Annotated in this window: 23 protein-coding genes and 2 tRNA genes; 8 read left to right on the top strand and 17 right to left on the bottom strand. The window is 61.5% G+C overall.

Annotation, left to right across the window (positions count from 1 at the left end; translation table 11 throughout):
* Window positions 1-90: 90 nt before the first annotated feature.
* The 8 genes from CVN68_RS01355 to CVN68_RS01320 all read right to left on the bottom strand — a co-directional run bounded on the left by CVN68_RS01355 (window position 91) and on the right by CVN68_RS01320 (window position 9,293).
* Window positions 91-3,273: an efflux RND transporter permease subunit gene (locus CVN68_RS01355; RefSeq protein WP_100280614.1), complete on the bottom strand. Its 3,183-nt coding sequence runs from the start codon at window positions 3,271-3,273 to the stop codon at window positions 91-93.
* A 77-nt stretch (window positions 3,274-3,350) separates the two neighbouring features.
* On the bottom strand, window positions 3,351-4,622 hold the full coding sequence (locus CVN68_RS01350) for an efflux RND transporter periplasmic adaptor subunit (RefSeq protein WP_100280613.1): 1,272 nt from the start codon (window positions 4,620-4,622) through the stop codon (window positions 3,351-3,353).
* Entirely contained in the window at window positions 4,619-5,032 is a 414-nt protein-coding gene (locus CVN68_RS01345; RefSeq protein WP_233503508.1) for a hypothetical protein, read from the bottom strand. The genes CVN68_RS01350 and CVN68_RS01345 overlap by 4 nt, the downstream gene beginning before the upstream one ends.
* 556 nt (window positions 5,033-5,588) lie before the next feature.
* The gene (locus CVN68_RS01340) at window positions 5,589-6,509 is read right to left on the bottom strand and encodes a sigma-70 family RNA polymerase sigma factor (RefSeq protein ID WP_100280612.1); all 921 of its coding nucleotides are present in this window, start codon (window positions 6,507-6,509) and stop codon (window positions 5,589-5,591) included.
* A complete protein-coding gene (locus tag CVN68_RS01335; RefSeq protein ID WP_100280611.1) occupies window positions 6,440-6,901 on the bottom strand; it encodes a carboxymuconolactone decarboxylase family protein in 462 nt (153 codons plus the stop codon). Before CVN68_RS01335 ends, CVN68_RS01340 begins: the two co-directional genes overlap by 70 nt.
* A 510-nt stretch (window positions 6,902-7,411) precedes the next feature.
* Window positions 7,412-8,464: a Glu/Leu/Phe/Val family dehydrogenase gene (locus tag CVN68_RS01330; protein WP_100280610.1), complete on the bottom strand. Its 1,053-nt coding sequence runs from the start codon at window positions 8,462-8,464 to the stop codon at window positions 7,412-7,414.
* Between the two features lie 24 nt (window positions 8,465-8,488).
* Window positions 8,489-8,565 (bottom strand) — tRNA-His (locus CVN68_RS01325).
* Between the two features lie 17 nt (window positions 8,566-8,582).
* Window positions 8,583-9,293: an ATPase, T2SS/T4P/T4SS family gene (locus CVN68_RS01320; protein WP_100280609.1), complete on the bottom strand. Its 711-nt coding sequence runs from the start codon at window positions 9,291-9,293 to the stop codon at window positions 8,583-8,585.
* A 108-nt stretch (window positions 9,294-9,401) separates the two neighbouring features.
* On the opposite strand from CVN68_RS01320, the gene CVN68_RS01315 reads away from it, so the two are divergent.
* Window positions 9,402-10,079, top strand: coding sequence for a prolyl hydroxylase family protein (locus CVN68_RS01315; protein ID WP_233503506.1), 678 nt, complete (start codon window positions 9,402-9,404; stop codon window positions 10,077-10,079).
* Between the two features lie 58 nt (window positions 10,080-10,137).
* On the opposite strand, the gene CVN68_RS01310 is transcribed toward CVN68_RS01315, so the two are convergent.
* From CVN68_RS01310 to CVN68_RS01300, 3 genes are all read right to left on the bottom strand, one after another.
* The gene (locus tag CVN68_RS01310) at window positions 10,138-12,825 is read right to left on the bottom strand and encodes a TonB-dependent receptor domain-containing protein (protein WP_100280608.1); all 2,688 of its coding nucleotides are present in this window, start codon (window positions 12,823-12,825) and stop codon (window positions 10,138-10,140) included.
* 87 nt (window positions 12,826-12,912) lie between these two features.
* Entirely contained in the window at window positions 12,913-14,550 is a 1,638-nt protein-coding gene (locus CVN68_RS01305; RefSeq protein WP_100280607.1) for a hypothetical protein, read from the bottom strand.
* 199 nt (window positions 14,551-14,749) lie between these two features.
* On the bottom strand, window positions 14,750-15,634 hold the full coding sequence (locus tag CVN68_RS01300; RefSeq protein ID WP_100280606.1) for a DMT family transporter: 885 nt from the start codon (window positions 15,632-15,634) through the stop codon (window positions 14,750-14,752).
* 178 nt (window positions 15,635-15,812) lie between these two features.
* Between CVN68_RS01300 and bla the strand changes: the two genes are divergently transcribed.
* The gene (gene bla / locus CVN68_RS01295) at window positions 15,813-16,721 is read left to right on the top strand and encodes a subclass B3 metallo-beta-lactamase (RefSeq protein WP_100280605.1); all 909 of its coding nucleotides are present in this window, start codon (window positions 15,813-15,815) and stop codon (window positions 16,719-16,721) included.
* Between the two features lie 47 nt (window positions 16,722-16,768).
* Here bla and CVN68_RS01290 read toward each other — a convergent pair.
* From CVN68_RS01290 to CVN68_RS01280, 3 genes are all read right to left on the bottom strand, one after another.
* A tRNA-Val gene (locus CVN68_RS01290) sits at window positions 16,769-16,835 on the bottom strand.
* Between the two features lie 102 nt (window positions 16,836-16,937).
* Window positions 16,938-17,531, bottom strand: coding sequence for an SLATT domain-containing protein (locus CVN68_RS01285; protein WP_233503505.1), 594 nt, complete (start codon window positions 17,529-17,531; stop codon window positions 16,938-16,940).
* Window positions 17,515-18,825: a nucleotide-binding domain-containing protein gene (locus CVN68_RS01280; RefSeq protein WP_100280604.1), complete on the bottom strand. Its 1,311-nt coding sequence runs from the start codon at window positions 18,823-18,825 to the stop codon at window positions 17,515-17,517. Before CVN68_RS01280 ends, CVN68_RS01285 begins: the two co-directional genes overlap by 17 nt.
* A gap of 207 nt (window positions 18,826-19,032) precedes the next feature.
* Here CVN68_RS01280 and CVN68_RS01275 point away from each other — a divergent pair, with 207 nt between their 5' ends.
* The 4 genes from CVN68_RS01275 (at window position 19,033) to CVN68_RS24250 (ending at window position 22,556) form a co-directional block, all read left to right on the top strand.
* A complete protein-coding gene (locus CVN68_RS01275; protein WP_100280603.1) occupies window positions 19,033-19,611 on the top strand; it encodes a recombinase family protein in 579 nt (192 codons plus the stop codon).
* A gap of 679 nt (window positions 19,612-20,290) precedes the next feature.
* Complete coding sequence (locus CVN68_RS01270) at window positions 20,291-22,141, top strand: NACHT domain-containing protein (RefSeq protein WP_100280602.1); 1,851 nt, start codon at window positions 20,291-20,293, stop codon at window positions 22,139-22,141.
* An 89-nt stretch (window positions 22,142-22,230) separates the two neighbouring features.
* The gene (locus CVN68_RS24255; protein ID WP_324870877.1) at window positions 22,231-22,467 is read left to right on the top strand and encodes a recombinase family protein; all 237 of its coding nucleotides are present in this window, start codon (window positions 22,231-22,233) and stop codon (window positions 22,465-22,467) included.
* Window positions 22,440-22,556, top strand: coding sequence for a helix-turn-helix domain-containing protein (locus tag CVN68_RS24250; protein WP_324870875.1), 117 nt, complete (start codon window positions 22,440-22,442; stop codon window positions 22,554-22,556). Before CVN68_RS24255 ends, CVN68_RS24250 begins: the two co-directional genes overlap by 28 nt.
* A gap of 28 nt (window positions 22,557-22,584) precedes the next feature.
* Here CVN68_RS24250 and CVN68_RS24370 read toward each other — a convergent pair whose 3' ends face one another.
* A complete protein-coding gene (locus CVN68_RS24370) occupies window positions 22,585-22,860 on the bottom strand; it encodes a helix-turn-helix domain-containing protein (RefSeq protein WP_100280601.1) in 276 nt (91 codons plus the stop codon).
* Window positions 22,861-22,939: 79 nt separating this feature from the next.
* Here CVN68_RS24370 and CVN68_RS01255 point away from each other — a divergent pair, with 79 nt between their 5' ends.
* Complete coding sequence (locus CVN68_RS01255) at window positions 22,940-23,626, top strand: hypothetical protein (protein WP_100280600.1); 687 nt, start codon at window positions 22,940-22,942, stop codon at window positions 23,624-23,626.
* Window positions 23,627-23,721: 95 nt separating this feature from the next.
* Here CVN68_RS01255 and CVN68_RS23760 read toward each other — a convergent pair whose 3' ends face one another.
* On the bottom strand, window positions 23,722-23,886 hold the full coding sequence (locus tag CVN68_RS23760) for a DUF6771 family protein (protein ID WP_324871791.1): 165 nt from the start codon (window positions 23,884-23,886) through the stop codon (window positions 23,722-23,724).
* A 256-nt stretch (window positions 23,887-24,142) separates the two neighbouring features.
* Between CVN68_RS23760 and CVN68_RS22925 the strand changes: the two genes are divergently transcribed.
* Complete coding sequence (locus CVN68_RS22925; RefSeq protein WP_233503504.1) at window positions 24,143-24,733, top strand: hypothetical protein; 591 nt, start codon at window positions 24,143-24,145, stop codon at window positions 24,731-24,733.
* A 35-nt stretch (window positions 24,734-24,768) separates the two neighbouring features.
* On the opposite strand, the gene CVN68_RS01245 is transcribed toward CVN68_RS22925, so the two are convergent.
* Complete coding sequence (locus CVN68_RS01245; RefSeq protein WP_158298647.1) at window positions 24,769-26,514, bottom strand: hypothetical protein; 1,746 nt, start codon at window positions 26,512-26,514, stop codon at window positions 24,769-24,771.
* Between the last annotated feature and the right edge of the window lie 60 nt (window positions 26,515-26,574).

Raw genomic sequence — 26,574 nt, 5'->3', positions numbered from 1 at the left:
TCCTGCCCGTCGTCCCGGCGGAAGCCGGGATCTCGGGCGATGGCGGGATGGAGCCGCCTGAGATCCCGGCTTTCGCCGGGACGACGGTTATTACTCGGCGGGCTGGAGCACCGGCTCGTGGCCATCCGCGGATCCACGCCGCCTGCGCGCGAGACGCTGTCCAAGCTCGCGGCAGACGACGTAGAAGGTTGGCGTGAAGAGCAGACCGAAGCCGGTCACGCCCATCATCCCGAAGAACACAGCAGTGCCGAGCGCCTGACGAAGCTCCGCCCCTGCGCCGGTCGCGATCAGCAGCGGCACGGCGCCGAGGATGAAGGCGAACGACGTCATCAGGATCGGCCGCAGACGATCGCGCGCGGCGCGCACTGCCGCCTCGACCGGCGACAGCCCGTCCTCTTCCTCGGCCTGTTTGGCGAACTCGACCACAAGGATCGCGTTCTTCGCGGCCAGCGCGATCAGCACGACGAGGCCGATCTGGGTGAGGACGTTATTGTCCATCCCCCGCAGGTTCACCCCGGCCATCGCCGCGAGCAGACACATCGGCACGATCAGGATGATCGCCAGCGGCATCGTCAGGCTCTCATATTGCGCCGCGAGCACGAGGAAGACGAACAATACCGCCAGCCCGAAGACGAGGCCCGCAGTGCTTCCCGCCATCTTCTGCTGGAAAGCGATGCCGGTCCATTCGGCGTTGTAGCCGGCGGGCAAGTTGCTCGCGAGCTGCTCCATCGTGTCCAGCGACCGGCCCGAGCTATAGCCCGGCGCGGTATCGCCATCGACTTCGACTGCCGGGAACAGATTGTAGCGCGTCACGCGATACGGCCCGGTCTTGTTCTCGAAGGTCGCGACCGAACCGATCGGCACCATCGCCCCCGAGTTCGAACGGGTCTTCAAGTTGGCGATGTCCGCCTCGGTTGCGCGGAACGGTGCGTCTGCTTGCGCCGTCACCCGATACGTCCGGCCGAGCATGTTGAAATCGTTGACGAAGGCCGAGCCGAGATAGACGTTGAGCGCCTCAAACACCCGCTCGGGCGGCACGCCGAGCAGATTGGCCTTGCGCCGGTCGATATCGGCGAAGACGCGCGGCGTGGCGGTGTTGAAGAAGGTGTAGATCTGCTGGAGGCCGGGGGTCTGGTTGGCCTGACCGATCAGCCCATAAGCCGTCTTGCCGAGTTCGGCATAGCCATGCTCGCCGCGATCCTGGACCATCATCCGATAGCCACCGGCCGAGCCGATGCCCTGGATGAGCGGCGGCGGGACGACGAGCAGCATCGCCTCGTTGATGTCGGCGGTGCGCGTTCGCGCCTCGTTCATGATCTCGGCGTAGCTGACGCCGAGCTTCTTGCGCTCCTCGAACGAGAGCAGGGGAACGTACGCCGCGGCGCTATTGGGGGCGAGGGTCTGCGACGGGCCGTCGAAGCCGGCAAGCATCACCGAGCCCTTGACGCCCTTGATCGGCAGGATGCGCGCGACGACCTTGCGCATCACTTCGTCGGTGCGCTCGAGCGACGAGCCCGGCGGCAGCTGGATCACGGTGAGGAAATAGCCCTGGTCCTGCGCCGGGATGAAGCCGACCGGCGTCACCCAGAACAGCCCGACCGTGGCGGCGATCAGGCCGGCATAGGCCACCATCATCCGCCTCGGCCGCATCACCAGCGTCCGGGTCAGCCGCGAATAGCTGTCGCTCATCCGCTCGAAGCCGCGGTTGAACGCGTCCGCCCCGCGCCGCATCACGCGCGAGATCGGACCCTTCGGCTCGCCTTCATGCCCCTTGAGCAGCACTGCGGCGAGCGCCGGAGAGAGCGTGAGCGAGACCAGCAGCGAAATCGCAGTCGCGACCGAGATCGTCACGGCGAACTGCTTGTAGAAGGCGCCCGACAGACCGTTGAGGAACAAGGTCGGCAGGAACACCGCGAGCAGCACCAGCACGATCGCAACCAGCGCGCCCGACACTTCGTCCATCGACGTGCGCGCCGCCTCGAGCGGGGTCATGCCGCGCGACAGGTTTCGCTCGACATTCTCGACCACGACGATCGCGTCGTCGACGACGATGCCGATCGCCAGCACCAGGCCGAACAGCGAGAGGTTGTTGAGCGAATAGCCGAGCGGCAGCAGCACTGCCATCGTGCCGATCAGCGAGACCGGGATCGCGACCACCGGAATGATCGCAGCGCGCCATTTCTGGAGGAACACGATGACGACGAGCACGACGAGCAGGATCGCTTCGCCCAGCGTGTGATAGACTGCGTCGATCGACTGCGAGATGAACTCGGTCGGGTTGTAGATGACGCGATATTCGAGGCCCTTGGGGAAGTTCTTCGACATCGCCTTGAGCTCGTCCTCGACCGCCGTCGCCGCGGCGAGTGCGTTCGAGCCCGGGCGCTGGAAGACGCCGAGGATGACAGTGGGCTGGTTCGAAAGATAGGTGTTCGACGAATAGTCCGCCGCGCCCAGCTCGACGCGCGCCACGTCGCTGACGCGCACCTGCCGCCCGTCGGTATCGGTGCGGATCACCACCTGGCCGAATTCGCTCGGGTCCTTGAGACGGCCCTGCGTCTCGATGTTGAGCTGGAAGGCACTGCCGCTCGGCTGCGAGCCCGCCTGGCCGAGGGTACCCGCCGCGACCTGGATGTTCTGCGACCGCAGCGCCTGGACGATATCGCCGGCAGTCAGGTCGAGCGCCGCCGCGCGGCCCGGATCGATCCAGATCCGCATCGCATAGTCACGCGCGCCGAACATCCGCACGTCGCCGACGCCGTTGATCCGGGCGAGCCGGTCCTTGACCTGGGTCAGTGCGTAATTGGAGATGTAGCTGCGATCGACCGATTTGTCGGGCGAGATCAGATTGACCACCATCAGGAAGTCCGGGGTGGTCTTGCGCGTCACGACGCCGAGGCGCTGCACTTCCTCCGGCAGGCGTGGGATTGCGACCGCGACGCGGTTCTGGACGAGCACCTGCGCGGCATCGAGATCGGTGCCCGACTTGAACGTCACGGTGATCGTGACGTTGCCGTCGCCAGTCGATTGCGACGACTGGTAGAGCATGTCGTCGACGCCGTTGATTTCCTGTTCGATCGGCGCGGCGACGGTCTCGGCGACGGTCTCGGCCGAGGCGCCGGGATAGCCGGCAGTGACCGTCACCGTCGGGGGGACGATGTCGGGATATTGCGAAATCGGGAGCGCCAGATAGGCGATCGCACCGATGATCGTGATCACGACCGCGATGACCGCGGCGAAGATCGGACGCGTGATGAAGAAACGCGAGAGGCGCATGGCCTACTCCTCGCTGGAGGGATTTCTGAAAAGGGTCCTGCCGCCGGGCTCTTGGGGACCGCCCGGCGGCAGGTCGGTCAGCGGGCGAAGGTTGCTTCGCCCGTGACCGGAGCCGAGATGGCGGGTGCGGCGGCCACCGCCTGGGGTTCGATCTTGCCCGGCTTGATCTGGACCTTGCTTCCCGGGGGCGCCATCAGCCCGCCGGCGAGGACGACGCGGTCCTGCGGGGTGAGCCCCGAGCGGACGACGCGGAGCCCGTCGACCACGGGGCCGAGAACCACCGGCTTGGGCTGGAGCGTGCCGTCCTTGCCAACCGTGACGACGATCTTGCGCGCCTGATCGGTGCCGATCGCCGAATCGGGAACCATCAGCGCGGTGGTGGTGCCACCCGCCGAGAGCCGCATGTTGCCGAACATGCCGGGGGTGAGAAACATCCCCGGATTGCTCAGCACCGCGCGGCCGCGCATCGTCCCCGAGCGGGGATCGAGCCCGTTGTCAGTAAAGTCGAGATGGCCCTTCCAGCGATGGTCCGGCTCGTCCTGCAGGCGGATCTCGACCGGCGACGCCGCGCCGCCGGCAGCCGCCGCACGCTTGGCCTTGAGGAACAAAGCCTCGGAACCGTCGAAGCTGAAATAGATCGGGTCGAGCGCATTGATCGTGGTGAGCAGCGAACCGCCCGCCCCTTCGCCCGCTGCGACCAGATTGCCGGCATCGACCTTGCGATCCGAGATCCGGCCGGCGATCGGCGCGCGGACCTGAGTGAACTCGACGTCGAGCGAACGGGCGCGAACCCGGGCCTGCGCCGCGGCGACCGAAGCACGCGCCGCACGGACCCGCGCCTGGAGCCGCTCGACATCGCTTTTCGACACCGCCTCGACCGCGACCAGCCGCTCGGCGCGGCCGAGATCGGATTCGGCGAGCGCCTGTTCGCTCTGCGCGCTGGCGAGGCCGGCACGCGCTTCGGCCAGCGCCGCGGCGAACGGCCGCGCGTCGAGCGTGAAGAGCAATTGCCCCTTCTGGACGATCGCGCCATCGGTGAAGTGGATGCCGGTGATCTGCCCCGAGACGCGCGGACGCACCTCGACGCTACGGCTCGCCTCGAAGCGGCCGACATAATCGTCCCATTCGTTCACCTGGCGCACCAGCGGCTGGGCGACGGTGACGGTGGGCGGCGGCGGTGCGGCGATCGCCGGCGATTCACGATTGAAGAAGCCGACGCCTCCGGCAACGAGCAGCACCGGCAGCGCGACGAGCGCGCCCTTTTGCCAGAGCGGACGGCGCCGGCGGTCGAGCGGGCCCGCTTCGGCCGCAGCGGGCTCGACCGGGTCGATACGCGTGATCATGTTCATGCACGAATTCCCTGATTGAGAGCTGCCCGGCCCCGGCTGATGCTGGCGAGCAGCGTTTCATATTGTTCGATGGTGAAGCCGGCCTCGTGGAAGGCGCGGATCGCGGCGCGCGGCACCGAATAGCCGCGGTGCCACGCATGGACGGCGAGGCGGCGGAGCGCCTCGAGACGCGAGTCGGCGAGCTCGGGATTGGGCCGCTGGCCGCCGAAGATCATGGTGAGCGCAGTGGCGAGCCGGCCCGGCTTTGCCAGCGACGAGAGCCGGTCGTGCTGGGCGATCGCCACCACTTGCCATTCCAGCGCGGAAAGGCCGGTGCGGGTGCGCGGTGCGGCCGTGACGTCGGTGGTCGTGACGTCGTCGGGCGTGGCGACGGGGCTGCCCTGCAGCGTCGCGAAATTCAGATAGGCCATGGTTTTTCTCCCTTCCAACCGGTGGCGGACGTACCGCTCCCCTGCCCGCGGCGACTGGGCCGCGGGATCACCGGTGATTATTGTCGCGAAAGCGCAGACCCTCCTCGCCCGAGCGATGCTCGCGCGGCAGGATGGCTGGGCCTCGAATGTGGATCGGCGCGCGAGGCGCCGATGGTTCAGGCCGTGGCCCGATCTCGCTGTTTGGTTGGCTGACGCATAGGCAGCTCCTTCGTCTGGTCCCGGTTGCGAAGGTGACGGATCACTTCCATACCGCTTGGTATAGAAATCGCGCTGCGGTGCGTCAAGAGCTTTCTATACTGGCCGGTACTTTTATTGTCCAGAGGGGCGGGAGGCCCCGGACGGGAGAAAAAACCGGCCCCACCGCCCCTGCCCGGAAGCGCGCGCGCCGAAAGATTCCCCCCTTTCTGTCACCCCGAACTTATTCCGGGGCCCTCCAGGCGTCCGAGCGATGCGATAGAGGCTCTTTGCCGGCACTCGCGGCGCAGTGGACCCCGGAACAAGTCCGGGGTGACAGGGAAAAGAATGTCGGCCCACTCTAATGCACCGCGCCAAGATGCCGCAATTTGTCCGGATTGCGCATGATGTAGATGCCCAGGATCTTGCCGTCCTCGATCGCCAGCGCCGTGGTCTGCAGCACGCCGCCGGGTTCGCGGGTCACGAATCCGGGCAGCCCGTTGATCATCCCCCAGCGCTCGATGCGCGACATCTCCTTCGCGAAGAAGCGCGCCAGCGAGCCATGCAGCTTCATCACGTCCTCAATGCCGAGGATCGGCCGCAGCCCGGCATGGACCTTGCCGCCGCCGTCCGAATAGACCGAGACATCGTCGGCAAGCAGACCGCGCAGCGCGCCCATGTCGCCGCTGCGCGAAGCATGGAAGAACGCTTCGGCAATCTCAAGCCCGCGCGCCTTCGGTATTTCGAAGCGCGGCCGCGCGGCGCGGACATGGGTGCGGGCGCGACTCGCGAGCTGGCGTGTCGCGGCGGCGTCGCGACCGATCGTCTCGGCGATCTCGTCGAACGGCACGCCGAACACGTCGTGGAGCAGGAACGCCGCGCGCTCGAGCGGGCTCAGCCGCTCGAGCGCCAGCATCAGCGGCAAGGTGACGTCGTCCGCCTCCTCCCCCTCCTCGACCACCGGCTCGGGTAGCCACGGCCCGACATAGGTCTCGCGTCGCGCCCGCGCCGATTTGAGCTGATCGAGGCACAATCGCGTCACCACCCGGCGCAGGAACGCCTCGGGCTCGCGGATCGCATCGCGGTCCGCACCCATCCAGCGCAGGAACGCATCCTGCACCACGTCCTCTGCGTCCGCGACCGAGCCCAGCATGCGATAGGCGATGCGGGCCAGCCGCGGCCGCAGCGGATCGAACGAGATCGCCGCGTCGCTCACGCGGCCCGCGCCGTGGCCGGCTTGCCCTCGTAGAACAGCCCGCAACCGACCGCGAGGCGGTTCCATCCGTTGATCACGTTGATCATCAGGGTCAGCTGCACCTGTTCCTCCGGCGTGAATTCCGCGGCGAGCGCATCGTACACTTCGCGCGGCGCCCGCGCCGTCGATATCAGAGTCAGTGCATCGGTCCATGCCAGCGCCGCACGCTCGCGCGCCGAAAAGACCGGCGCGTCGTGCCATGCGCTCAGCAGATAGATGCGCTGCTCGGTCTCGCCCGCCTTGCGCGCATCGGCGGTGTGCATGTTGATGCAATTGGCGCAGCCGTTGATCTGCGAGGCGCGGATCTTGACCAGTTCGAGCAGGCTATGCTCGATCGCCGGCGCGATCTTGAGCGACATGTCGAGCCATGCCTGCATCTGGACAGGCGCGGCGGCGAACGGATCGAGGCGTTGAGTCATGGTCAGTCTCCTTATGGGTACGAAGACATGACGAGGCGACGCGCCCGGATGTGACATGGGGCGCGATTTTTTTGTGCGCGCTCCCCCCATAATCGTCCTTCCGGCGAAAGCCGGGATCTCAGGCGTCGCGCTCGCGGCCCGAGGCCCCGGCTTTAGCCGGGGCGATGACAGAACCACAAACCTCGGTCACCGGCCTTGTGCCGGGGGCCACTGCTCCCCGGGCGAGCCCCTCTCGCCTCGTGCGACTTTCCTCACCGCACGGTGGACCCCGGCACAGGGCCGGGGTGACAATTGGGTTTCTGGATAGCCCGCCGCACGAGGAAGCGGCCGGTGGTGACACCCTTCAAATGTAGGATCTTCGTCCGCTACGTCCGAGACGCTCTTTGAACCGGTGAACGCAAGCAAGCGCCAGGCGCAAACGCAACATCGTCACCGCCGGCAACTAAATTGCCGATTCACCGCGCAAACCGTGAAACCAGACCCGCTGTTTCCAACAGCAGCCCCGCCGAATCACCCGCGCCCGATCAGCCGCTGCGCGATTCGGTCGGCGACTTCGCTCTCAGGATCGCCGGTGCGGTCGCTCTCGTCCCACACTTCGGTCAGCCGCTCGGGGATCTTGTCCACCCGCGCCTGGACCTCGGCCATATTGCCCTGCCCGAGATATTCGAGCCCGACATTGATGATCCCGCCCGCGTTGATCACGTAATCGGGCGCGTACAGGATGCCGCGATCGTGCAGCCGCGCACCGTCGGCCCGCGTCGCAAGCTGGTTGTTCGCGCCGCCCGCGATCACCTTCGCCTTGATCGCCGGGATCGATTGTTCGGTCAGGATCGCGCCCAGCGCGTTGGGGCTGAACAGGTCGGTATCGAGCGTCAGGATATCCCCGGCGTCGACAGCCTCGGCGCCCAGCTCGGCGGCCAGCGCCTTTGCTCGCTCGGCATTGACGTCGGCGAGCACCAATTTCGCATTGTCCTGAGCCAGCAGCCGGGCAAGCCCGCCGCCGACCGAGCCGACGCCCTGGATCGCGACGCGCACGCCGGCCATCGAATCGGCCCCGAGCCCGCGCTTCGCCGCCGCCTTGACGCCCAGATAGACACCGCGCGCGGTCACCGGGCCGGGATCGCCGCCCGCGCTGCCCGCCGCGACCGGCAGGCCCGAGACGTGCTTCGTCCGGGTCGCGACGATTTTCATCCGCGCCTCGGACATGCCGACATCCTCGGCGGTGACATATTTGCCCTGGAGCGATTCGACTGCGCGGCCGAAGGCCTCGAGCTGGGCAGTCGTCACTGTCGCGCCGGGCTCGGCGGCGAGGATCACGCCCTTGCCCCCGCCCATCGGCAGGTTGGCCATCGCGTTCTTGTAGCTCATCCCCCGCGACAGCCGCAGCGCGTCGGTGATCGCCGCGTCCGAATTGGCATAATGCCAGAAGCGCACGCCGCCCGCTGCCGGCCCCAATGCAGTCGAGTGGATCGCGATAATCGCGCTCAGCCCGCTGGCATGGTCGGTGAAGAGGTGAACGCCCTCATGTTGGTCGAAATCGGGGAAGCCCCAGTCGGTTTTCAAGGGAAAATTCCGGGCCAAGGAGAATGGGGCGACCGACGGGACTTGAACCCGCAACTTCCGGCATCACAAGCCGACGCTCTAACCAATTGAACTACGGTCGCCGCGAACGAATGGGCGCTTAGCGGGGGCTTTCGCGAAGCGCAAGATCATTGCGCGATGCGCCGACCGCCGCCTCGGGCGCAATCACGCCCTCGCGGGCCAAAGCGCGGGCCGCCGAGGCGAAATTCGCCGCCGACAGAAACGCGTGACGCGCCAGCAACGGGGCGTCCGCGCCGTCGTAGATCAGCCGGCGCATCGCCGCATCCACTTCGAAACCCTCGAAGATCCGCACCGGGCTGCCTTCCCCGCTCCCGCCGCACTGCTCGCAGCCGGGCGCCGACCACAGGATCGCACCCGGATCGAGCCCGAGCAGAGCGGCGCGCGAACCGAACGCCTGGATCGGCTCGCGGCACGCGCGGCACAGCCCCGGCGCGAGCCGCTGCGCGATCACCAGCCGCAGTGCCGCGGCCAGCGCGAACCGGTCGTTGGCCAGCCGCCGCAGGTTGAGGATGGTGCCGACCGCATCGCCGCTGTCGAACCAGGCGAGCACCAGCCCGCGATCGGCCGCCTCGATCAGCAGATTGGCGGCGATCCGGTCGGCGATCACGCCGCCCAATGCGATGCCGTAGCGCCGATGCAACGCGGCCGCGGTCTCCGCCGCGCCCGGCCCGGCGAGCGCGATCAGCCCGGTGAGCCGTCCCGCGGCCTGCTCGAGCGCCGCGCCCAGCCGCGCCGGCACGCCCAGCGCGTCCAGCGGCACTTCGGCTTCGAGCTGCGTGTCGACGGCCATCCTGCTCGACTGCCCGCGCAATGTGACGGCTTGCTTGCGCTTTTGTTACGCTGCGATGTTGATCACGCCGCGCTGGCGAAAAGCGACGGGATTTGGCAAATCCGTGCGATGCAGACCCTCGCCCCGCAAGCCACGCCCCCCAATTTCGGTGGCGGCCATCCTTCCGAGCCCGTGATCGAGCACCTCCTGCGCCAGACCGGCGTCCAGCGCGTGCCCAATCCCAAGGTGGCGATGTTCATCGGCAAGAAGTTCCTCGAGCCCGAGCTCTGCCAGTTGCTGATGCTCCAGATCGACTCGCGGCGTCGCCCCTCGACGATTGCCGATGCCAATGGCGACTATGCCTTCCGCACCAGCGAGACCTGCGATCTCGATCCCGAGGACGCGCTGGCAGTGGAATTGAAACGCCGGATCATCGCGCTGACCGGGCTCGACCCGGCGCGTGCCGAGCCGATGCAGGGCCAGCGCTACGATGTAGGCCAGGAGTTCAAGGCGCACACCGATTATTTCGAGCCGACCGGGGCCGATTACGACAAATATTGCAGCGTCTCGGGACAGCGGACGTGGACGGTGATGCTCTATCTCAACCAGGTCGAGGCCGGCGGGGTGACGCGCTTCAAGGCGATCGACAAGATGGTCGAGCCCGAAGTCGGCAAGGTGCTCGCCTGGAACAATCTGCGCGCCAACGGCACGCCCAATCCCTCGACCATCCACCACGCGATGAAGGTGCGCGCCGGCACCAAATACGTGATCACCCAGTGGTTCCGCGAGCGTCCCTGGGGCTGGTGACGCAGAAAGGACCCCGGCGGGCATTGCCCGGCCGGAGCCCCCTCCCCCTTTTAACCGATCAGAATTTGGTGCTGAGGCCGATCGAGAAGATGCGGCCCTGATCGAAGCTGTTGGTGTCGGCGATCCCGGTGGTGCCGCCATAATCCTGGAACTCGACGAAGCGGGTGCCGGTGAGGTTGCGCCCCTCGAGCTTGAGTTCCCACTCGCCGCCGAGCACGTTGAAGCCCTGCCGCAGCACGAAATCGAGGCGGACGCCAGGCCGCTCGACGATCGGCGGCAAGCCCCCGCCCGAGAGCAAGCCGCGCGCGACGATGCGGTCGCTGGCATAATTGAACAGGAAGGTCAGCTGCGAGAGCTTGGTGGTGTCCTCGATGCCGAGCTGCAGGTTCACCAGATGGTCCGACTGGCCGACCAGCGGCTGGCCCGAGACGAATATCTGATTGGCCGGGCGCGTCACCGACCCCGGGTTGATCGGATCGCGGATCAGCTCGTTGCCCGCGAACACTTCCGAATGCGTGTAGGTGTAGTTGGCGATCAGCACGAGCCGGCGATTCGTGAACAGGTCGTTGTTGATGAAATCGAGCGGCACATATTTCTGCAGCTCGATCTCGCCGCCGTAAAGCTGCGCCTCGGGCGCATTTGCGAAGTTGATCTGGGTGCTGTTGCTGCCGGCGACCTGGAAGCTCACCGTCTCGATCGGATCTTCGATCTTCTTGAAGAAGCCCGCCGCGGTGATCCGCTGATCCTTGCCGAAGAACCACTCGTAGCGCGCCTCGATGTTGGTCAGCTTGCTGTCGACGAGGAACGGGTTGCCGTAGAAGACGCGGTCCGAATCATAATCGAGATATTGCTGCGGCGCGAGTTCGCGGAACTGGGGCCGGGCGATCGTCTTCGATGCGTTGAGGCGCCACTGCATATCGGGCGCGAAGTTCCACGTCAGCGTTGCCGCAGGCAGCCAGTAATCGTTGCTGAGCACGGTCGCGGGCAGATTGTCGGTCGGCACCACCGTCTGGTCGGCGGTCTCGTAGCGCACGCCGGCGGTCACTCGCATCCCGTCGGCGATCTCGCCTTCGATCTGGGCATAGCCGGCATGGGTGGTCAGTTCGGCATCATAAGCGCGTGCGCCCTGGCTGGTCGTCGACGGCCGCAGCACGATGCCGTTGGTCTGAAGCGTATAGTCCGACAGCAGGAAATCGGGGCGCATCTGCGAATAGGGATCCGGCAGCGCGCTGCCGCCCGGCATCACATAATCGAAGGTATAGCGGTAGGAGGAGCGATCGGTATCCTGATAGGCATAGCCCGCCTGCAGGCTGAATGGCCGCCCGAGGTTCAGGTCATAAGCGAAGTCGATGCCGCCGGCCCACAGATTCTCGTTCAGGTCGCTGAACGCCACAGTGGCGTAGGAGCCGCCGTTGAGAGTGTTGCGATAATCGCCGATCCCGGCGTCGTAGAGATAACGGAACGCGCGCTCATAAGGCGATTTGCGCTTGGTATTGGCATAGGCGCCGCGCACGTCGACATCGAGCGCGCCGAAATCGAACTCGCCGACGACCTGGCTGGTGAACAGCTGCCGCTCGAACCAGTTGGTGTTCTGCTCCATCACCGGCGCCTTGCCGTCGATCGGCGATTCGAAATTCTCGGCAGTGCCCGCGCCGAGGCGGCCCTGCTTGAGCGTGTCGTGGATATAGAGATTGGTGAAACGGATGCGGTGCTCGCCGAACTCGGCGCCGAAGCCGAGCAGGCCGTTCACCAGCGCGCGGTGATCGGTGGTGACCCGGCGGAAGGTCGTGCTGGGAATGCTGCGCACCCCGGAGACCGCGTCGCGAGTGCGCCAGGTGTTATTGATCCCGCCGCCCGCGATCACCCCGAGCCGGACGCCGCCCATATCGGTCGACGCGCCGAGGCTCATCTCGCCGGAGAAATTGGGCGGGATGTGATAGTTCTCGAAGAGGACGGTCGTCTCTGCGTTGGTCAGATTGACTGCCTGGCTGGTCGGGATCGTCGCGCGATCGGCACCGGCCTGGAGGACGAAGCCGGGCGTCTTGCGCGTTCCGCTGTCATAGCCCAGCCAGTCGTGCTTGCCGCCGTCATAGGTGTAGCCGAGCTCACTGGTCGTCTCGAGGTCGAAGCCGACCGAAGCGCCCATCGAGATGAACGACTTTTCCGGGATCGCCTTGGTGGTGAGATTGATCACGCCGCCGCCGAACTCGCCGGGATAATTGGTCGAGAAGGTCTTCTGGACCAGCGACGACCCGATCACGCTGGTCGGGAAGATGTCGAGCGGCACCACGCGACGCAGCGGCTCGGGGCTCGGCAGCGGCAGGCCGTTGAGCAGCGACAGCGAGTAACGGTCGCCGAGGCCGCGGACATAGACATAGCCGGCGCCGACGACGCTGAGCCCGGTGACGCGCTGGAGCGCGCCGGCGATATCGCCTTCACCGGTCCGCGCAATGTCTTCGGCGGAAAGCACCGACACCACCTGCGGCGTGCTGCGCACGACATTGGGAATGTTGCGGCCGATGACGACGATGTCGCCATATTCTTCGCCGCCGGCGCCCGGTGCGGAGATCTCGACTTCCCGCTCCGGCGCCTGCTCCGCATCCTGCGGGGTCTCGGAAGGCGCCTGTGCCGCCGGCGGCGGGCTGGCAGTCTGGGGCGAGCCGTCAGCCGCCTGCGCGAACGCGGCCGGCGCAACGAGGCAGGTCGTGATGGCCAAAAGGCTGGCGAAGGCGAGCTGGTTCTTCATCGGGGTATCCGCTGTTGGGGTATGGGCGTCGGAAAAGGCTTGGGGACGGCGGCCAAGCCGCCGCCCCCGCTGCCCGCGTTCCGGTGCTTAGAAGCCAGTGCAGGCGCCACTGGTCGTGCCGAAGCTCGCCCGGTTGGAATTGCAGGTCCAACCCTGGAACCACGTGTCCGTCGGGCCGCTGACCGCACCGATATAGGTGGTGGTGGTCAGGAAGGCCGAGCCCGACGAATTGAGCGATGCGGCGTTGAACGGCGCCACTGCCAGCGTCGTCGCTGTCGGGAAATAGCCGTTCTGCAGCGCGTTTGCCGCAGTGCCGTCGGTGGTGTTGCCCGAGCTCGGCGCCGTCGTGAAGAACGCTGCCTGCTCGGCGTTGGTGATCAACTGGCCGTTGACGGTGTTCTCGCGGGTAAGCGCGGTGCCGCAGGCGAAGTAGATCGAGTTGAAGCGTGGCGGCCCCTGATCCTGCAATGCAGGGTTGGCGGCGCGGACAGTGCCGCGATCGGCCGTGCCGGCCTCGGTGACGAGGCAGTTGCCCGGCGTGACGAGGATCGAGTTGACCAAGGTCAGATCGGCGCTGCCGCGCAGGCGGATCGCCGCCAGCGGGTTGCTCGTGCTGGTATTAGTCTGGATCAGCGTCGCATTGGCGACCCGACCCCAGGTGCGCGGAAGTGCGTCCTCGGGATTGGCGCCGGTCGCGGGGGCGAAGCTCGAGTCGATCTCCATCGAATAGGTGTCGGTGGTGGTCAGGCCCGGCTTCTGCGCAGTGATCAGGAACTGGACGAGACCGCGCCAGCCCACATCGAAGTCCAGGCCGTCGTCGTCGGCGCCGGTGATCACGAGGTGGCGCGCCTGCGACGTACCGCCGAAGATCTCGATGCCGTCGTCCGAGCTGTTGTGAACCTGAACGTGATCGATCGTGGTGCCCGAGCCGACGCCGGCGAGGGTGAGGCCCTGAAGCTCGTTGTTCGGGCTGATGACGGTGCCCGAATAGCGGATCTGGACGTATTGGAACACGCCCGAGGTGTCGCCTGCGGCGTTGCCGCCGTAGAGCGCGTTGCCGGTGCCCTCGACGACGTTCTCGCAGGTCGTGCTGCTGCCGGCGGCGTCGTTCGCACCGGCGATGCAATTGGCGACCGGCGCGCGGCCAGCGATGATGACGCCGCCCCACAGACCCTGGCTGTCGTCATTGGTGGTGCCGGCGAGGTTCTGCTGCGCAGTGAAGATGATCGGCGCGGCAGCAGTGCCCTGCGCATTGATCGTCGAACCGCGATTGACGATCAGGAAGTCGTTGTCGGCATTGGTGGTGTTGGCGAACAGCACCGCGCCCGCACCGATGGTGAACGAGCCGGCCTGGCCGATCAGGCCCTGCGAACCACGATCGACGCCGACGTCGACGCGGCCGTTGATCTCATAGGCGACGCCCGGCGCAGCGGCCTTGCTCGGCAGCGTCAGATTGGTGATCAGCGTCGGCAGGCGGCAAATGCGGAACGCGCCGATGGTGCCGACGTCGGTGAGCGCTTGGCCGGTGCCGGTCGGGCACGCAGCGGCCGGCGTACCCGGCGTGGGCGTCGGAGTCGGGCTGGGAGCCGGGGTCGGGGCGGGGGCGGCCGGCGGGAAAGCGCCTTCGCCGGGGGAAGCGACGCTGCTCGCTCCATCGCAGGCCGCGAGGCTGAGCGCGGCGCAGCTCGACAAAAGGATAAGGCTGAGGCGTTGGAAGCGGGCCATAAAGTCTCCGTTCCGGCGTATGCCGGTTTGCGCGTGGGCGAGAATGGACGGGATCGACTCGGTTCCCCCTGCCGATCACGAACGCTGCGCTAGGAGGCTTGCGTGACTCGTCCGCGAGAGTTCAGAGACTCTTGCGAGACATTTGCATGACAATCCGGTTACGCCGTTGCAGATCCGCAACAATCCGGTGCCGGCGCGATCACAACCCCGCGGTGAGCGCCACCCCGATCGTCACGATCAGTACGCCGAGCATCTGGCGAAGAGTGAGGCCCTCGCGGAACAAGCGGTGACCGGCGAGCGCGGCGATCGGCATCTCGATCACGCCCAGCGCGCGGACCGCCGCCGCCGGAGCGAGATTGAGCGCGAAAAACCAGCCAGAGGAAGCCAGCGCGCCGAACAGCCCCGCTCCCAGCGATTCGCGCCAGCCGGTGATCACCGCGACGAGTGCGGGACGATCGCGCCAGAGCAGATAGAGGATCAGCACGCCGGCCTGCACCGCCTGGACGATCGCGACGCTCGCCACTGCTGCGAAGAAGGGGTGGTGCGGCTCGAGCCGCAGCCCGGCGTGGCGAAACGCATTGAGCGCGAACCCGAACAGCAGCCCCGATGCGACCCCGAGCGCGACGCCCAGCACCGGCTTCTCCTCGCCCCCGGTCCGGCGCGGCCATACGAGGATCGCGAGCCCCAGCGTGGTGAGCGCCACTCCGGACCAGCCGAGCGGGGAGAGATTGTCGCTGAACACGAGCAGCCCCGCGATCGCGGCGAGCGGCACCGAACTCTGCTGCAGCGCCGTCCCGATCGCGAAGCCGGCATAATGCATCGCGAGAAGCAGAGCCGCGGTCGCCAGCACTTGCGCCAGCGCCCCGGTGAGCGCCGGCCACCAGAAGGCGGCGCCGAAGCGGGGCGCGACGTCCGGCGTGAAGGCGAAGGCGACCGCCACGAAGACCAACGAGAACGGCAGCCCGAACAGAAAGCGGACCAAGGTCGCGCCCCAGGGTCCGGTACGCGACATCATTCCGCGCTGGAGCGCGTTGCGGCCGACCTGAAACGCCGCCGCCGCGATCGTCGCGCCTGCCCAGAGCATGATGTGTCCCTCCCCGCCTTGCAACCGGCGGCTTAGTTGCGCTGCGCTGCAGCATCAACCCTGCGGGATCCACGGCAAACGAGCCATGAGCCAGGCTAATGGCTCTTCCCAGAAATGGTGGTTTGCGCCGCGGCGCCTGTCGAGACCACTTCCCGATGGTCAACAAGGAGTATCCGTCATGAAGCCAGGTCGCGTCGCGCTCGCCGCCACTCTGTTCGCATTGTCACCGGCAACGGCCCAGGAGGCCGACGACCCGCTGCTCCGCCCGATCGCCCCGGAAAGCGCGGCGAAATGGCTGGGGCCGCAGGCACCGATCCGCGTGTTCGGCAATTTCCATCTCGTCGGCTTCGAAGGCCTCAATGTCGGGCTGATCGATACCGGCGCGGGGCTGATCCTGATCGACGGCGCCGTCCCGCAAGGGGTGCGGGCGATCGAGGCGAATATCCGCAAGCTCGGCTTTCGCGTGGAGGATGTGAAGTACATCCTCAGCACCGAGCCGCATTATGATCACGCCGGCGGCATCGCCGCCCTCGCGCGCGACAGCGGCGCGACGGTGGTGGCGGGCGCGGCCGCGGCCGCGGTGTTGCGCGGCGGCACCGATCCCCTCGACGCGCAGGCGCGCTGGCTGACACCCTTCCCCGCCGTCTCGCGGCTGCGGACCGTGCGCGACGGCGAGCGGATCCGGCTGGGCGCGGTGACGGTCACTGCGCGCGCCACGCCGGGGCACACCCGCGGGAGCACGAGCTGGACCTGGCGAAGCTGCGAAGGGCGCCAATGCCGCACGATCGTCTTCGCCGCGAGCTTCAACCCAGCGGCGCCGCAGGACTATCGCTTTTCCGATCCTGGCCATGCGTGGCTGGTCGCGTCGTTTCGCCGGACCTTCGCCATCATGCGCCGCATGCCCTGCGACATCCTGATCAGCGCCCATCCGAGCCAGTCGGGCGGCGACGAAAAGCGCCGGCGCTTCGACCAAGGGGCCAAGCCCAATCCGTTCATCGATCCGGGCGCCTGCCGCACTTATGCGGGCGATTTCGCGGCGGCGCTCGACGAACGGCTGGAGCAAGAGCGCGCGCCGCTGGCGAAATGACGCAATGAAAAAGCCCGCCGATCGAGTGACCGGCGGGCTTCTCTACATGGTGGGCGCGGCTGGGATTGAACCAGCGACCCCTGCGGTGTGAACACAGTGCAGACACCGCAACCCATGCAGAAAACCCTAGAAATTGCGTGCTCTAGCTCGACACTCCCACTCGCATTTTGAGGACAAATTGTGTCAGATGCAATGCCGTGCTGTGGCGTCCGAGTGTCAACGCCACAGTAGCCAAACGCCCCACCCGACGGAGCCTAAAACGATCATAACGAGCACAACGGTGCCAGTAAGAGGCATCTTATCTCGCCAGAAACTGAACTTCTTTTGCTCTTCAATCCAGTCAATTTGATGTTGCCAAAAGAACTTATAGTGAGCATACCAGTCACTAAACATAATCTGTTTAGTTATGGATAGGCTATAGTATTCATTCTCTAGCCTATGCAATTCAGCCTCTTCATTGACAAAAGCGCCCGCATTGCCAGATTGAACGTCACGATACAATTTTCGTAACTCGTTATATATCTTAGTTAGCTTAACACCTACTTCGTTGTATTTTTCGCGAGAATGGTCGTAAAAGGCGATGTAGAGCGCCACCACTCCAAGTATAACCATCAAAGCTGACGGTAGCTTTTTTGATAACTCATCAAACACTAAGGCAAGTGTACCAACCGACAACGATAGGAAGCCAATAAGACCGGGAACCTTGCCAACAATATCATAAGTCGCGAAATGCTTCTTAGCGCCAAACCCGACATTATATCCCGTTTCGGCTAAGCACTTTAAAAGAGCAGACTTATCCATCGTCATCATCCGAATTTGAACTAATTGGAACATGAATTCTGTCAGTCGCGACAACGACTCCGTACTGCACCGCGTAGCATTCTACTACATGATCCCCCTTGAACGTGGTGTACTCAACAATTTCTCTGTGACCCTTATCCGCGACAATCTGTCCCCGGATCATGTCACGTTTCTCCGCCTCAGGCCCGCGATTGAGAACCTTCCAAAACAGCCCAAATTGCCCCGGCACGTCGGTTGTTGTTACGGAAAAATGCAGACGCTTCCTAGGCTGTAAGAATACTCCCCTTGTAAGCATATCCCGCAACGATGCCGGTCTAAAGCCGTCTTGCGTAATATCACAATCGATAGTTATGTTATACCTAACATCAACTCTCAAAGAATTTTCTACAAACTCTTCCGTGTGTCGGAACCTAGCCTCGGATAGTGCCGCCTTCGCAACTTTAACTTGAGACGGGAACGGTCGGCCGAAAACTGCCTTCCATTTATCATTTTGTTTATCGGTGCCCTCAGCCGCTATCGCCTTAAGGCATAGATCATATGCCTTTGCAGCCTTCTTGCGGAAGTTCGCTTTAACTTTGACGCGCTGCCCGCTACCTAGGGCCATGAAATACTCTTGCTTAGGAAGATTAGATAAATATTGGAAGAAGTCCCTACTCATCAAATCATAGTACAAGTAGCTCTTATCGTCATACTGCGCCGTCGATTGTATGAATTTATGTGCCAGTGTGTCGATCAACAACCCACCCATTCCGACTCCATGCTTGTTTTTCCAAGCCCTCGCCATCTTACAGAGTCGGCGTAGGTTTTTATTCTTCTGCTGATCGAATTCCGACATAGCAGCCATTTCTTCCAAAGGCTTGGTTATTTTCCAATGTCCGCCCCGGTAGGTATCTGGGTACTTGAAACTTCCGTCTTCCATTTGGAAGACTGGCTGAGCCTCGACGTGAAAGTTTGAGTAGCGCACCCGAACAATCAACCTGTCCACCCCAATGTCGGTTTTGGGATAACGTCCCTTGATCGCGGCGGCGGCGTCGGAAAGCAGCTTTGCTTGCCCCCCCTCCTTATCGTAAGTCGCCCACTGCCCCTTGGGCATAATGTAAAGCATATCCAAATCAGAAATGCCGTGAATCGCGGTCCAGCGTCCATACGATCCGACTTGCAGCGTATTAGCTGTTTTAGACTCGGTGTCGCGAAACGCCTTGTTGAGCGCAGAGGTAATTTCACCATATCGGTCGGAAATGGATTGCGCATTGTCGACCGCAAGGTTGCCGATGAATTCTTTGAAAACCTCGCCGATGCCCAATTTACCCTCCCCACCGTTTGAGTCAGCCTAGGGCCGGTCGTACGATACTGCCACAGAGCATCTGGCGGTTATCAACAGCTATGAGCACTCGTCTCTAAATCGGACGATTTAGATACAGCCATCACGAGCATGACAAAATATAGCCTTTGAAATTTCGATACACATGATAGTATCGATACACCGAATCGATACAGGGGATGAGCTTTCGTGGGTAGAACCTTCGCCTATTGCCGGGTCAGCACCGCCGACCAAACTACAGATAATCAGGTGCGCGAGATTGAGAGCGCGGGGTTCGCAGTCGATCCGAAGCGCATCGTGGCAGAAACGATATCAGGCTCCGTGGCTGCGATGGAGCGCAAGGGCTTCTCCAAGCTCGTTGATCGCCTTGAGGCGAATGATGTGCTGATCGTTACCAAGCTAGACCGCCTCGGGCGCAACGCAATGGACGTGCGAGCTACCGTTGAGCGCTTGGCCACAAATGGGGTGCGAGTTCATTGCCTAGCTCTTGGCGGGGTCGATCTAACCAGCGCGGCGGGCAAGATGACTATGGGCGTCATTGCCGCCGTGGCGGAGTTCGAACGTGACCTTCTCATCGAACGAACCCAAGCGGGGCTTAGCCGAGCTAAGGCGGAAGGTAAGGCGCTAGGCCGGCCGCAAGCGCTGACCAAGGAGCAGCAGCAAGCCGTTCTCGCAGCACGTTCCAACGGACTATCCCTAGGAAGCTTAGCGAAGCAGTACGGCGTCTCAAGAGCCGCAATACAACGCGTCGAGAAGAGGATGACCTAGGCAGCCCGCCTCGGAAATCTCTGCACCAGCCATTGCTGGTCGGCGAGGGCCTCAGTATAATCTATCCGCACCATTGTTCAAACATGCACGCATTCGGCGTGGCGAGTGAAAGGAGTGCTAAATACTAAGGATAACTTATTTCTACGTTACGAAAAGACTTCGACCAACATTGCAAAGACTGCATATACGATCCCGATTCATCCGGCGGATGGCTACAGCAGATAGCTGTTTGCCCGTCAGCTAACTGTGCCAAGCACGCCAAGCGCCCCATGCCACGGAACTGCCGAAAAGATGGCAAAGAGGACCCGGATGCCATTGCTGCTTTGAGCCTAGAATTGGATCGCCGAGACCGCGAGAGACCGCAGCGGTAAGTCCGACCGATTTTGACAGCGTTTCGCCGTTAATATCCGCGCCATAGGGGTGATCGAAGGGGCGGGCTACTTAGTTAGCTAACCGCCCCTTTCGCTGCCCAGGCGCGTCGTTCGACACCATTCCGCTGCCTACCGCGCCTCATGCGTATAGAGGCATCAAAGCGGCATGCGGACTCGCTTAACGCTGCCTAAAACCCGCCCTCCCCCATCGATCATCGAACGCCCACGGAATACACGGGCTGTGGTCCGCGCCTTGACGATGGCTGCCGGTTGACCGAGATGGTTGTAATTAAGATAGGGAGAGCTGAATGGTAGCGAAGTCTCTGATTGACGCGCTTACTAATTTCGATGCGAGTGCAGTCATAACGAAAGCGCTGGTCGCATCCGGTCCGAAGGTTGTTGCTATAGCGGCAACCCAAGCGCGGAAGACCCCAGAGCGCATCTCTTCCGCGCTGGGTCTAGGATTTTCCCATCATCTACAAACGACGTTCGACAAATGCTATAAGATAAAGACACTCATATATCGAGACGAGCCCGTAGAGTTGCTCAGTCAGTACGTTTCCATTAAGTTGGGGTTAAAAAAGGCAAAACTCACTGATAATTATATAATCGAGAACCTCGAAGAATATAAGAACGTAATTGTTCAAGGGGGTGGCGGGTCTGGCAAGACTATGTTCATGAAGTACCTAGCCCTATGTCGATTTGAGAATCCACGGGGACGTATACCGATTTTTATAGAATTACGCACCTTGGACTACACAAAAGGTAAGCCCATAGAGCAGCTTATATTCGAGGACTCCACGTCCAAGAAAAGTAAAATGACATTTGATAATTTTGAAAAAGCTCTAACGGGTGGGCTTTTTTTGATCGTGCTTGACGGATTAGATGAAGTTGATCCGGAGTATAGGGAATCGATACATAAGCAAATTATAAAGATTCCAGCCAAATACCCTGATAATATATTGATCATATCATCCCGAGAGGATGCTAGTCTGAGTGGATGGGCGCGATTCTATTGCTTTAGGGTGCTCCCCTTGGACAAGCGCCAAGTTACATCTGTAATAAAGAAGATCAATTTCGATAAAACTATAAAAGAAAAGTTTCTCAAGGACCTCGCTGCTCACTTATATAAAAAACACGAGAGCTTCTTAACTAATCCTCTACTAGCTACCATTATGTTACTCAGGTACGATCAATTCGCTAATGCTGGCGATAAAATACATATATTCTATGATCAAGCCTTTGAGACCCTTTTCTTTAAACACGATCTATCTAAGGGCGTTTACGAAAGAAAGCGATACACAAACATAAGTGTCGATGATTTTAAGAGGTTTTTCTCGGCGTTTTGTTTTTCGAGCTACGCAAAGAATAAATACGCTTTCAGCAGATCGGAGCTGATCGCCTTTATAGAAAAGTCGTTAAAGTATTGCGGCATTTCGGCTCAACCGGCGGCTGTATTGAGAGATTTATTTGAAAGTGTATGCATTATTCAGGAGGACGGCCTTCTGTACACATTCGTGCATCGCTCTTTTCAAGAATATTTTGCCGCTCTCTTTGTCGCGACATATCGCGGCGAGAAGGACGCAGAATACACGAATATAATTATGTCTCGGAATAATACTGAGAGCGCGGGCACCTTGCTTAGGGAAATGAGCCCGATCTTGGTTGATAAGCTGTGGGCCCTACCTTTGCTGGAAGATACGGCAACTCAATTTGAGCGTTTTGACCCCGCAGTCGACCCGGGCGGTATGTTGAAATTTTTATCCGATAGGTATTACGTCGGAAAGGACGGTGCAGTACAGGGATTTGGTATCGATGGGATCGGAGATCGGCTTTTGACTATCAATCGATACTATAGATTTGGTTTGTCAAGTTGGCTGGATACTCATCTTTTTATGCGACCGAAGGAATTAATCAGTAGCTTGCGGGATAGAGTTCCGGTTGGTGACAGAGATAGATTCCGAGCTAGATGGTCGGAACTTACCGACTCCAAGAGTCAATTTGAGGCTGGTGTTATTACGTCAGACGATAACTACTGGGTTGTCCACACTAATGCCGTGAACGTTCTGGGAAATCTTGCGGATAAAGTCGTTGTGGCTCGTAATCTGCTGCGGGAGCAAGTGGCCCAGTTCAATTCGGCTGACGATGGTTTGCTATAGCCGTTAGTGGCTACGGCTAGGGCGAGTGATCAAAAGGGTATACACTACTGGTCACACGCGTAGACCGCCTGGCCCGCTCTGTAGCCGACTTGGAGAAGATCGTTGCGGAGTTGAAGGCCAAAGGTGCCTTCCTTCGGGCAACGGAACAGCCGATTGATACCAGCACCCCTGCGGGGATTGCCTTCCTCCAAATGCTAGGGGTGTTCGCGCAATTCGAAACAGCGATCCGTCGCGATCGGCAGATGGAAGGGATCGCCAAAGCGAAAGCAGCGGGGTCTACAAGGGCCGCAAGCCTTCGGTGCCTGTCGATCAGGTGCGCCAGCTAAGGGCGGAAGGTGTCTCGCCTACCGATATCGCCCGTCAGCTTAAAATCGGGCGTGGCAGCGTTTATAGGGCTCTAGCGGACGCCGCCTAACCATCCGGTACGCCCGCTCCGTAAGGCGCTACCCTTCGTCAGCCCGTCTGGGCGGAAGGGGAACAGAAGCGATCAGCACATCCGGCTCTAAGCCTAGCGCCCGGACGAAGTCGGCGAACTCAACGAAGTCGAGTCGGCGTTCGCCAAGCTCCACTCTCGATACGAATTGCTTATGCAGCCCCAACCGTTCCGCTAGGCTTTGCTGGCTTATGCCCAACTGCTTCCGCCGTTCCAGAAGCGTGACGATAACGGCCCTATAGCGGTCGTCATTGAATCCGGGGCTGGTCGTTCGCCTTACGGGCATGAACGAGCCTGTCCACCATCTTGCAAAAGTCACAAAAACTGTGACAACGCGTCCCTGTCGTTGGTGGGGGGGAGATAAAATGATGTGGGTGCTACTTGGCGCTGTGCTGGTCATTCTCGCGGCGATCGGGACGATGCTCGCAAGCTCCCTGTCAAAGGGTGTCGAAGAGGCTAGGGCGAGTGAAGCTAAAAAAGTAGCAAGCCTATCTCTGATCGAAGGCTTCAAACCGGCAATCGTCTACGAAGGCGCACCGGCCAACTACGGCGTCGCTATCGATCCTGGCTCTAGCAGGTTTGCCATCGCCATCCCCGGCGCGAAACCCCGCCTGTACCACTTTAGCCAGTTGGTAGCTGCGGAAGTGGACCGTGACGGGGAGACGATCACCACGACCAAGGGCAAGATCGACACGCAAGGTGCCGCCTTTGGAACCCTTCTAGCTGGCCCGGTAGGCGGTCTGCTCGCCGGGGCTAAAACAAGCTCCACGTCTCATTCGACAACGATCATCACGAAGCTGTCGCTCAAGCTCTTCGTGAACGACCTCCACTCTCCATGCTTCGAAATCCTGTTCGGCGGCGGGATCGCGGGCAGTGAGCCGGTCAACGATGCCATTCGCAATCTTGATGATTGGTACGGCCGGTTCCGCTCGATCATCGCCGATCAGCAGCGCCAAGGGCCAGTTGGTCAGAAGGCGGATGTCGTTCAGCACGATGCGCCAGCCCCTAAGCCCGTTCAGCTTGGTTGGGCAGCACGAACGTTCGGCGGCTAAGCCAAGCCGAAGACTCAGATAATTGCGCCCAACGTCGCAGGATTGCGTTTACAGCCGACGCTAAAAATATCGAGAAACGTCGCACTTGCAACTAGTTATAGCGCTAGCGGCAACTGGTCCGCAGCGTCCGCTGGTGCCGGGTTCAGTTGCTCCACAATGGATCGGGCAAGCTCCTGCGCGGCACGTTCCCTCATCCGTTCGTCAGCTACGGTTATTCCGACGCGCGCCCAACCGGGCGCAGCCAGGATCGCGGACGCCATAACGGCTGGATTGGGGGCGAATCGTTCCATGCCCCTAAATAGAACATAAAAGGAACGCTAGGTAGGGAGAAGTTTTAGACCTGCAAACCATCGCCGGTTGCAAACCGCATCGTCGGGTTCCAGACGGTTCATGCGTTGCGGAGGACAACGAAGGCACATGGCACGGATAAAGATACCCTCAGACGTTCAGGCTGATATCCTGACTGACTGCCGGCGAAGGTGCTGCATCTGCTTTGGACTTAATCGAGACACTCGTTTGAAAAGTGGGCAGATAGCTCATCTAGATCACGACAACAGCAACAACGTTGAAACCAATCTAGCATTTTTATGCCTAGATCACCATGATCAGTACGATAGTGTAACATCACAGTCCAAGAAAATTACGATTGCAGAGGTAAAAGCTTTTAAACTAGAACTCAGTACTAGCCTTGCTTCCGCATTCGCCCAGCGCGTCCACTTCGGAGAAATCCAGACTCCGCCACGCGATCCCTATGCAGGTCAATACCTGCGTCTCGGCGCCGGCACCGATAGCGCGGACCTGAGTCTAATACCGCTTCCCGATAGTGTAGAGGGGTACCCTAGGTATTTCGTCACCGGGATGGCCATTCGAACAGTGGCTGGTGGGCCAAACATGGGATTTCTAGATTTTGAAGGCATCATGTATGACACCGGCGTTATTATCTTTGAACGAAAAAGCAGTGGCTTTACCGAAGCCAAACTAGCGCGGACCTGCCTAGAACTTGATGGTAAAGGCAAGTTAATTGTAGATGAGGATAATACCCTTGGGCTTTATGGGTTCAACGTAAGCTTTATTGGTCAATATGCAAAGGCGGGGAGCGATAGATAGATTACGGGACATGGTGTCGTCAAAGTGCGCTCTCCTTAGGGATAGTCATGCCTTTCGATCCGTTGCCCGCTCGACACTAGGCCTTTCGAGCTAAGATAGGCGACCAGCGCGGGCCGTTTAAGCTGCCTGTGGAGCTCTTGCGCGGTCATGCGGGCCGCTTCACTGACGTTCTTTTTTCGAACCTCTTTGACGCCCTCTAGGAACAGAGCTTCTAGCGCCGCGATCACCGCCTTTGCGTGCGCCGGCAGCGGCTTATCATCAGCCTTTCCCCAATCGCTGATCGTGGCGCTCGGAAAGGTGTCCCGCAGGAGCGTTCTGGCATCGATCCGAGTGCTCGCGACGATGTAGACATTGCACTCGCCGGCCACCCCATTGAGACTGTTGCGGGCGTTTCCGCGTAGGATCGCTTGTAGCATGTTGTGCTTAAACTCCCCGGCCCGGAGCGTCTTCATATCGGACGACGGAGCGTCCTCCGCTGGCAGGCCGGCGGCAGCCATTCCAAGAGCCTCATACGCTTCGTTTGGGTAGAAATAGGTTCCGATCACGACCACGTTCTTGATACGATTATAGGTGTTGGTGCCGTAGTGCCGCCCCCAATGGAGGTACTCGAAAGGCACGGTGCCGCCGGTTGCATCATCAAGGGCGGTACGCACGTCCAGCCCCGCATTCGCCTTATGGGAAATGATAAGCCAATGCTCTCGGCTTCCTTCCATTTGCTTTGCGATTTTGCGGTAGATGGCTCTGCTCGCAGTGGCGTCCTCAAGGACCTCCTTTCCGCAAGCTGTCTGCCACAGGTGAATGTGCAGATTGCGGTAGTCGGTAACGCTCGAAGGTAGGTGCACGACATTGCCACGATTCGCATGCAAGACGGTGTAAGTCTCTCTGACGCGACCAGAAGCATCGGTAATTATCGCGGGGGCAAAGTCCTCGGGGATTGGACGTGTCGATCCTACGAGCGCGCGGTCAAAACTCCCGCCAGTAGGCCGGATCAGAAGGTCCCGGCCGGCAGCGGCATGTAGCTTCTCGATGACGCCCATCTCCGCGGCAGGAACGCTGACGCTGCCTTCCTTGGTGAGGGTCATGATCTTCGCAAGGCCGCCCCCTAGCGAGGCGGGGACGCGGATTACACCCTTAGAGTCGGCGGTGCGGACTCCATCGATCATCATGGAAATGCGATGAGCCATATCGGCAAATCGACGATTCAAGAGCCCCGGCAGTCGTTGCAATGCGTAAAGCGTCACGGAGACTGGCTCGGCGAGCGTGAAGGACTCATCCCAAATCCGCAGAGCCCGAGGTTGACCGAGGAAATGGAAATCCCGAGCAGCGGTAAAAGACCGGTCATTCGTCCGGCTGATAATCATCTGCTGCGTCGTTAGGAGGACGGGAGCATTCTCGGCGTCGGGGCGGCCCAAGGCGTTAACGGCGTCGTCCCGCGTGAAACAGGCGAAGTCCTCGGGCCCGATGCCAAGGCGGCGAACGAGTCCCGCGATTTCATCCTTGGTCTTCAAGCCGATCAGGATACCGCCTGAGGGTTGGAAGCCTTTGGATTTCCATACCCTTACGAAGGAGGAAATGGCTTGGGTTTTTCCTGAGCCGGGAGGAAGAGAATTCAGATAGAATTTTGAAGGAAGATCACCGGAAAGGGCATCAAAGAACGTCTCTAGAAGAGCTCTTAGAGAAGCTCCCTCTTCATGAGAAACTTCATTTCCAAATGAAATAAGATCAGCAATCAAAAGATCGAATGATTCTTGAGCAAACGAACTCTTACCAAAGACATACATACATTCACCATGAGAAAGAGAAAATCCACTCCCATGTTGAAACGTAAAGTATGCATTCGT

It is taken from the genome of Sphingomonas psychrotolerans, from assembly GCF_002796605.1.
GTDB classification, from domain to species: domain Bacteria; phylum Pseudomonadota; class Alphaproteobacteria; order Sphingomonadales; family Sphingomonadaceae; genus Sphingomonas; species Sphingomonas psychrotolerans.
The sequence above is the reverse complement of the archived record's forward strand: the minus strand, read 5'-3'. Positions and strand labels throughout refer to the sequence as shown.